This is a genomic window from Ohtaekwangia sp. (genome assembly GCF_036786105.1).
GTDB lineage: Bacteria > Bacteroidota > Bacteroidia > Cytophagales > Cyclobacteriaceae > Ohtaekwangia.
Genome location: NZ_DAIQRQ010000107.1, coordinates 1 through 8895, shown reverse-complemented (window position 1 = coordinate 8895; position 8895 = coordinate 1). Strand labels below are relative to the sequence as shown.

The window sequence follows — 8895 nt, the reverse complement described above, 5'->3', positions numbered from 1 at the left end:
TTAATCGTTATCAGTTATCTGTTAATAGTTATTATACTCTTTCGGATAACTATTAACATATAACGTGTAACGCTCACTACCGCTATTTCTTCTTCCCTCCCAGCTCTTGCTGAAGTTTCACGATCTGTAGCGCGAGCTGATCGGATACAGATTGATTGCCAGGTGCTCCTTCCGGGAACTGGTTTGAGAAAAATGCTTTTGCTGTCCAGATTTCGAGTACATCTTCCGATGCAATGGAATATGGCTGATATTGGCGGTTATCCGAAACCATGAGCAGTTTCCCTTCATCATCGGCAAAATTGAAAACACGTTTGAAGACTATGCCATCTTCCTGCGTTACTACAATATATAGTTTACCGTTTTTTATACCGGCAACATCGTCCAGGTACTCGCCGAAAATGATACTACCGGGTTGTACCGGCAACATGGAATCGCCTTGTATTTCGAAGGCGCGGTATGTACGGTTCCTGGGAAGCACAGGTAAGCTGATCTTCGGCAGGTCTTTTACAAATTCAATATCCTGGTAACCGGACAAGTATCCGGCAGAAGCCTTCTGCATCACCAGCTCAACGTTCTCTTTATTGTTACTGTCCACCGTGATGGCCAGTACTTCTTTGCCCTGTTTGATGCTGCTGGCTTTGCGTTCCTTTTCAGGTACTTTGCTCAGGTCCTGGCTTACCAGTGCATCCAGGTTTACATTGAATATTTTGGTGATGTCGAGCAGTGATGCCAACGGAGGGGTTGCACGCTCTTCTTCGTACGCGCCTATAGCGGCCTGTTTCAATCCCAGCTTTTCAGCAAGCTGCTTTTGGGTGAGTCCTTTCTGGGTGCGAAGGAACTTCAGATTTTTATTGATGATTGCCATTATATATTGAGTACAAGTTACTAATTACAAAGTACGATCGGAATAAACAAAAAACTGTTATCCATCAGGTATAAATATACACCTGCGACAAAAACGCTATCATCGACTTCGTATACAACCCCGAATCCTCTCTCGCATAACCCTGCGAGAGAGGTTCAGGCGCAATACGCACAACGTTTCATTGAAGTTTTATAGAATCTGAATGGCAAAATCAGTTTAACTCCCTTAACTGCCTCAATGATGACACAAATCTAAAATAATTAGATTAAAAGAAAAACATTTAACTAATATTTTTAGTTATTTAGCGTCATGGAACGGAACATAGTGCACCTCGATCTGGACGCTTTCTTTGTAGCGGTGGAGTGTAAGAACAACCCCCGGTTGCTTGGAAGACCGTTGATTGTTGGAGGCAGCAGCCGCCGAGGCGTTGTTGCTGCCTGCAATTATGAAGCCCGCAAGTTCGGTGTTCATTCTGCCATGCCCATGTACCTGGCATTGCAACTATGCCCCGATGCCAAAGTGATCTCCGGAGATATGGAAGCCTATAGCCAGGCATCGCACGAGATCACCGAAATGATTGAAGCAGCAGCCCCTGCTTTCGAAAAAGCATCGATTGACGAGTTCTATATAGATGCCAGCGGCATGGATAAATACTTTGGTGCTTTCAAGTGGGCCACCGAGTTGCAAAAGAAAATTATAAAAGAGAGCGGCCTCCCTATCTCCATGGGACTCTCTGTTAATAAGCTGGTGTCGAAAGTGGCTACAGGCGAGTTTAAGCCCATGGCCAATCAATATATACCGGCCGGCACAGAGAAAGATTTTCTCGGCCCGCTTTCGGTCGATAAGATTCCGATGATCGGCAAACAGACATCCACATTCCTGTATGATATGGGTGTGCGTACGGTGGCCACGTTGCGCGAAATGCCTTTGAAATTTCTGGTAAGCGCCTTCGGTAAAAACGGCATCTCTTTATGGAATAAAGCACAGGGTATAGATGACTCGCCCGTGGTGCCCTATAGCGAGCAGAAATCCATTTCTACTGAAAGTACATTCGAAGAAGATACGATCGATGTAAAACGACTGAAATCCATCCTCATCGCGATGGTGGAAAAGGTAGCATTCCAGCTCCGCAGTCAGATGAAACTTACGTCATGCGTAACAGTCAAGATCCGCTACTCCAACTTCGACACCGAAACCAGGCAGGTACATATATCCTATACATCTTCCGATCATGTACTGCTTCGCACCGTAACTCAACTTTTTGATAAGCTCTACAACAGGAGAATGCTCATCCGCCTGGTGGGCGTACGCCTCAGCGGACTGGTACATGGCAATCACCAGATCAGTCTTTTTGATGATACAGCCGAAAGCATCAACCTCTACGAAGCCATCGACCTGATCAAGCACAAACATGGCGTAGAGAAACTGGTGCGCGCCACTACGCTCGATGTAAGTCACCGCGTGCGCATGGAGATGAACATGTTCAAAGGCAATCTGAAATAGAATCGATAACGGAATGAAATAAACAACGCTATATATTATGAGAACATCAGCAGTAAAAATCAAAAATCCGGTAAAAGAGTTATTCTTTATTATTGCGCCTCCCCGTCACATCATGAGCGATGTTTCTGTATTGAAAGACGATGTACACTATCTGACCGGTCGCGAGTTCGAAGACCGGTATTCCAAAGCACACATTTCCCTGTTCAAATATAGCGATGAGCACCTGGAAGATATTGTGAAGCATGTAGAGCGAAAGGCTGCACACTTCAAACCCTTCAATATTTTCATCAAAGACCTCAACGTTTTCTACAATGGGAACAACCGTACCATTTACCTGGACATTGTGAACAAGTATCCGGTGCGCGATATATTTGAGAAGCTGATCAAGGAAGAATCAGGCTATACACCGCACATCACCATTGCACGAAAACTGGCTGCCGATGATTTTCTGAAGGCATGGCCATATTTGAAAGACCTGCCCTACAGCCAGCATTTTTTGTGTGACCGCATTACTGTATTGGCACGGGCCGAAAACCAGTGGATACATTATAAGGATATTATGTTTGGTGAATACTAACTTGCAGACATCGTTATGCGATCATACTGTTTTTTAACCGTTATTGTCATGTTATTCACCAGAAGTATGTCTCCGATAGAAGTTCTCCGAACACATTTTGGCTATTCCGCCTTCCGGCTGGAGCAGGAAAATATTATTCAATCCGTTTTACAGAAGAAAGACACCTTTGCACTGATGCCTACGGGTGGCGGCAAATCGTTGTGTTACCAGGTTCCGGCACTGATGCTGGACGGGCTCACGATCGTGATCTCTCCGCTCATTGCCCTGATGAAAGACCAGGTAGATGCTTTGCGGCTCAACGGTATACAGGCAGCGTATTTAAATTCCACACAGTCGTACCAGGAGCAGGATGCAATTATCAGCAAAGCACGCTCAAAAGAACTGAAGCTGCTATACCTGGCGCCTGAAAAATTGCTGCGACAGGAAGATGCGAGCAACACGAACAGAACTGCCGCTTCGAAATTTATACCCTCTCCATTCTTTCAGACCATTCTCACGCTAAACATCAGTCTGATTGCCATTGACGAAGCACATTGTATCTCGCATTGGGGACATGATTTCCGTCCGGAGTATTTGATGCTGGCGCAGTTGAAAGAATCTCTACCAACGGTACCGGTAATCGCGCTGACGGCTACTGCCGATCGCCTGACGCGAAAAGACATTGTGGAAAAGCTGGCGCTCAAAGAACCCAATACCTATATATCGAGCTTCAATCGCGCCAACATCCGGTATACTGTGGAAGCCAAGCAGGAATCGTTCGAGAAGCTACTCAACTTTCTTTTCAAACGAAAAAACGAATCGGGCATTATATACTGCCTTTCGCGCGCTTCTACCGAAAAACTGGCGAACGATCTAAAGCTGAATGGCTTCGATGCCCTGCCCTACCATGCAGGGCTGGAGCGCGAGCAACGTGCCAAACACCAGGAAATGTTTCTGCGCGATGAAGTAAAGATCATGGTGGCCACCATTGCATTCGGCATGGGCATTGATAAATCCAACGTGCGCTATGTAGTGCACATGGATCTTCCAAAAAATATAGAAAGCTATTACCAGGAAACAGGACGTGCCGGAAGAGATGGTCTTGAAAGTGAAGCGCTGCTGTTCTATTCGTATAGCGATGTTATTAAACTGAAGCGTTTCACGCAGATTGAAGGCAACGAGGAGCAGAACACGATCCTCTTTCGCAAGCTCGACCAGATGGCACAGTATGGCGACCTCTCCTCCTGCCGCCGAAAATACCTGTTGAATTATTTTGATGAGGATGCTGACGACAACTGTGGTAACTGCGATGTTTGTTTATCGCAGGTAGAGCGCGTGGATGGCACAATCGCAGCTCAGAAAATTCTGTCTGCTGTAACGCGATTACAGGAACGATTCGGTGCCGGCTATGTAGTTGATTTTCTTCGCGGGTCGAACAGCGCCAAGATACAGGAGGATCATAAGAAGTTAAAGACATTCGGTATTGGTCAAGACACGAGCAAGGAGGAATGGAACCGCATCATTCGTGATATAGCCGCGCAGGGATACCTTACAAAATCAGACGGTGCCTACCCGGTATTGAAACTCACTGATAAAAGTATAGCCGTACTGAAAGGCACCGAAAAAGTGATGATCACGAAATCCAAAGAGATTATCGATGTACAGAAGTCTGTCACTGAATATGAAATTAACCTCTTTGAGAAACTGCGTGCCGTGCGCAGGCAGCTGGCAGAAGAGGAGAATGTACCAGCCTATATTATTCTGTCGGATGCCACTTTGCAGGAGCTTGCCACGTACCTTCCGCATACGCAGGAAGAGATCGGTAACATTTCCGGATTCGGCCAGATGAAAATAGAAAAGTATGCTTCCCCATTTATAAAAGCGATTATACAATACAGCGAAGCGAATGGGCTGGCTTCACGCATGCACCTGAAAGCTCCGAAGCGCATCCGTAAGGAAAAAACCGAACGGGAAAGCGACACCAAGCTGCAAAGTCTTACACTTTTCAACGAAGGCAAGACACTGTCGGAAATTGCCGCCCTGCGAGGACTCAGTATAGGAACCATCGAAAATCATCTGGCCTTTTACATACAGCGTGGCCAGCTAACCATTTACCTGTTGATGGATGCCGACAGACTTCAGATCATTCAGCAAACCATCGAGCGCATGGGAGGTACAGCACTCGCGCCTGTAAAAGAAGCGCTGGGCGATAATTATACCTATGGCGAGATCAAGATGGCACTGGCGCACCTGGAGTTCCTGAAATCAACACCAAGCCGCAGCGATGATGGTGCCCTGGATGAAACGTAAATACTGATAGTATAGATATAGATCGCCATGTACCTGAATTGCCATACCGGTTTCAGTTTTAAATACGGGATGCTTCCGGTAAAAACGCTTTTTGAAGAAGCCAGGCGATGCGGTGTGCACAAGCTGGTGCTTACGGAAATTAACAATACAGCCTCCTATATGGAGATGCTGCGCCTGTGTAATAATTACCGCCCGGAAAAAGATGGTCTTACGAAATTTGGCGAGCAGCCTTACCTCCTCGATATAGCGGTGGGCGTTGAGTTTCGCCGGGGAAATGAGCTGCTCTACATCGCCATTGCGAAGAACAACAGCGGCTTTGAGGAGATCAACCGGTTTCTCTCCCGTTATAATCGTGAAGCAAAAGAAATTCCGTTACGCGCACCTGAATTCAGAGAGGTATATATTATCTATCCTGCAGATAAGCTGGAGCCGGAAGAACTTCGTCTGCACGAATATATTGGCATCGCTCATCATCAGCTCAACCAGTTTGCGCTTTCTCCACAACGGAAGGCATACCCGCAGAAGTTTGTTATACTTCACCCGGTAACGTTTCTTCCTCCCTTGCGGAATGCACAAGGCAAGCTGACCAGCAAAGACTTTAACGCGCATCGCCTGCTCCGGTCCATTGCCAACAACACGCTGCTCAGCAAGCTCCCGGAGCGCGAGCAGGCACGCATCGATGAATATATGTTGCCGGAAAAAGAGCTCATCCAAAAGTTCAGCCAATTTCCGGAGCTGATCAGCAACACAAAAACATTGCTGGATGCATGCAGCATCGAGTGCAAACAAGGTGAAGACAAGAACAAAAAATACTTCAATCGCACCAAGCAGGAAGACCTCGACTATCTGCGCGCCGAAACACGCAAGGGTTATACAAAGCTATATGGCCATGACGAAACGGTTTGGCACGAGCGCATTGAAAAAGAATTGGCGATCATCGATCGGAAAGAGTTTACAGCTTATTATCTCATCACCTACGACCTCATCAATTTTGCCAGGCGGGAAGGATATGAATTTGTAGGGCGCGGCAGTGGAGCGAACAGCACTGTAGCCTATTGCCTCGGCATTACCAACGTAGACCCGATTGAACTCAATCTATACTTTGAGCGGTTCCTCAATGAAGAGCGCTCCTCTCCGCCTGATTTTGATATCGACTTTTCGTGGGATAACCGCGATGCAATCTACAACTATATATTTGAGCGTTATGGCTCCGATCATGTCTGTCTGCTCGGCACACATGTTACGTACCAGGGCCGATCGATTTTGCGCGAGCTCGGCAAAGTATTCGGGTTGCCCAAAGAAGAGATCGATGCGCTGGTGGAAGAACCGGAGCGATACGGCAGTCGCGATCACATCACTGAGCTGGTATGCCAATACGCCCGCTATATCGTGGATAAAGAACTGCCTGCTAACTTTTCCATTCATGCCGGCGGTGTATTGATTACCGAGAAACCGATCTATGCCTATACGGCTACCGAGTTACCTCCCAAAGGGTATCCTGTATCGCATTTCGAAATGCACAATGCGGAAGACTTCGGCATCTATAAATTTGATATACTCAGTCAGCGTGGTCTGGGCCACATCAAAGAGACTATTCGTCATGTGAAACGTAACAAGGGTATCACGATTGACATTAACCGCTTTCAGGAGTTCAAGAAAGATGAGAAAATAAAAGAGCTGCTGCGTGGCAGTCGCGCGATTGGCTGCTTCTATGTAGAATCACCCGCCATGCGTATGTTGCTGGGCAAGCTTCGCTGTGACGATTACCTCACGCTTGTAGCCGCGAGCTCGATCATACGCCCGGGGGTTGCCAGCTCGGGGATGATGCGCGCCTATATCGAACGATACCATGCCAGGCAAAATGGACAGACGTATGAGTCCATTCACCCGAAAATGGATGAACTGATGGCGGATACCTACGGTGTAATGGTATACCAGGAGGATGTGATCAAAGTGGCACACCAGTTTGCAGGGCTTACACTGACGGAAGCCGATGTATTGCGCAGAGGAATGTCGGGTAAATATAGGTCGCGTGAAGAATTTCAGCGCGTACGCGAGCGTTTCTTTGCGTGTTGCCAGGAGCGCGGCTATGAGCAGCATGTGATCGACCGTGTATGGCTGGAGATCGAAAGCTTCTCCGGTTATTCATTCGCCAAAGGGCATTCCGCCAGCTATGCTGTGGAAAGTTATCAAAGCCTCTACCTCAAAGCGCATTACCCGCTGGAATTTATGGTGGGCGTTATCAACAACTTCGGAGGCTTCTACCGAACCGAGTTTTACTTTCACGAAGCACGCATGGGTGGCGCGAAGGTTGAAGCGCCCTGCGTTAATCACAGTAATTATCTCACCACGATCTTTGACGATACGATTTACGTAGGCTTTGTTCATCTCAAAAGCCTCGAAGCCAAAGTTGCAGAATATATACCGCAGGAACGCGCACGCAACGGCCCCTATACCAGCTTCGACAACTTTCTGCGCAGGGTGCCGCTGGGATTGGAACAGGTGCGCATCCTCATCCGTCTGGGTTCATTCCGCTTTACCGGGCGCAACAAACAGCGTTTGCTTTGGGATGCCATGCTATATTTCGGTCAGGCGAAAACACACAACCGAAATACCAACGAGCTTTTCGATACCGCTCCCAAAGATTTTCCTTTGCCCGAACTGGCACGCAATGAACTCGAAGATATATTTGATGAAATCGAATTGCTGGGGTTTCCATTGGGTGATCCGTTCCGTCTTCTTAAAACAGACGATCGCGGTAATACATCGGCACGCGACCTCGCCACGCGCATTGGCAAAACCGTGCACATCATCGGGTATATGGTAACGGTAAAAAATACCTCCACCAAAAGCGGTCAGTTGATGAATTTCGGAACCTTCTACGATCAGCACGGAGAAGTTTTCGACACGGTACATTTTCCGAATATAACAGCGAAGTTCCCGTTACGCGGCCGTGGGTTTTATTCCATTAAAGGCACTGTAACCGAAGACTTCGGTGTATATACCATTGAAGTAAGCTACGTGGAAAAATTAGCGCTCATCAACAAGCGACCGGAAATTTCTTTCCAGGAAATGCCCTGAGTATATACTTGCTTATTAAAATTACTTCTTCAACAGATCGCGTATTTCCGTAAGCAGTTTGATATCGGCTGGTGGTTCTGCAGGAGGTGCGGGTGCGCTCTCTTCTTTCTTTTTCAGCGAGTTCATGCCTTTCACCATCAGGAATATAATGAACGCCAGGATGACGAAGTTAAGCACAACGGTTACAAAGTTACCCCATGCAAAAACAGGTCCCAGCTTCTTGGCTTCCACCAGCGGCAATCCATACGGCACTTTCTCCGAAAGCGGGATATATAGATTTGAAAAATCGGCATGAAAGGCAATGCCCACCAGCGGCATGATCAGATCATTCACAATCGAATTTACAATCGTTCCAAAGGCGCCACCGATAATGACACCCACAGCCAGGTCCATTACATTTCCGCGCAGGGCAAATTCTTTAAATTCCTTTAACATAGCATAAGGTTTTGATTCCACTTAAAATACATCATATTACCCATAACAACAAAATGATAGTTTACCAGGTATCTGAAAAAAAAATAGAAAAACGCCATAGTAAAAATTACTGTAAACTCAATACCTGATTTATCCGGTATTACCC

Annotated in this window: 6 protein-coding genes; 4 read left to right on the top strand and 2 right to left on the bottom strand. The window is 46.9% G+C overall.

Translation table 11 applies throughout. The features are described 5' to 3' along the window. Nucleotides 1-82 precede the first annotated feature (82 nt). Nucleotides 83-865, bottom strand: a complete 783-nt coding sequence (locus V7Q33_RS22775) for an XRE family transcriptional regulator (protein ID WP_331975278.1) — start codon at nucleotides 863-865, stop codon at nucleotides 83-85. Nucleotides 866-1174: 309 nt separating this feature from the next. On the opposite strand from V7Q33_RS22775, the gene dinB reads away from it, so the two are divergent. From dinB to V7Q33_RS22755, 4 genes are read left to right on the top strand one after another with little or no spacing between them, the layout of a single operon-like run. Continuing rightward, nucleotides 1175-2368, top strand: a complete 1194-nt coding sequence (gene dinB / locus V7Q33_RS22770; RefSeq protein ID WP_331975280.1) for a DNA polymerase IV — start codon at nucleotides 1175-1177, stop codon at nucleotides 2366-2368. A 37-nt stretch (nucleotides 2369-2405) separates the two neighbouring features. Further along, complete coding sequence (locus tag V7Q33_RS22765; protein ID WP_333821410.1) at nucleotides 2406-2945, top strand: 2'-5' RNA ligase family protein; 540 nt, start codon at nucleotides 2406-2408, stop codon at nucleotides 2943-2945. A 48-nt stretch (nucleotides 2946-2993) separates the two neighbouring features. Continuing rightward, nucleotides 2994-5234, top strand: a complete 2241-nt coding sequence (gene recQ, locus V7Q33_RS22760) for a DNA helicase RecQ (RefSeq protein WP_333821408.1) — start codon at nucleotides 2994-2996, stop codon at nucleotides 5232-5234. A 27-nt stretch (nucleotides 5235-5261) separates the two neighbouring features. Continuing rightward, nucleotides 5262-8315, top strand: coding sequence for a DNA polymerase III subunit alpha (locus V7Q33_RS22755; RefSeq protein ID WP_333821407.1), 3054 nt, complete (start codon nucleotides 5262-5264; stop codon nucleotides 8313-8315). A 21-nt stretch (nucleotides 8316-8336) separates the two neighbouring features. On the opposite strand, the gene mscL is transcribed toward V7Q33_RS22755, so the two are convergent. Then, on the bottom strand, nucleotides 8337-8750 hold the full coding sequence (mscL, locus tag V7Q33_RS22750) for a large conductance mechanosensitive channel protein MscL (RefSeq protein WP_331975288.1): 414 nt from the start codon (nucleotides 8748-8750) through the stop codon (nucleotides 8337-8339). Between the last annotated feature and the right edge of the window lie 145 nt (nucleotides 8751-8895).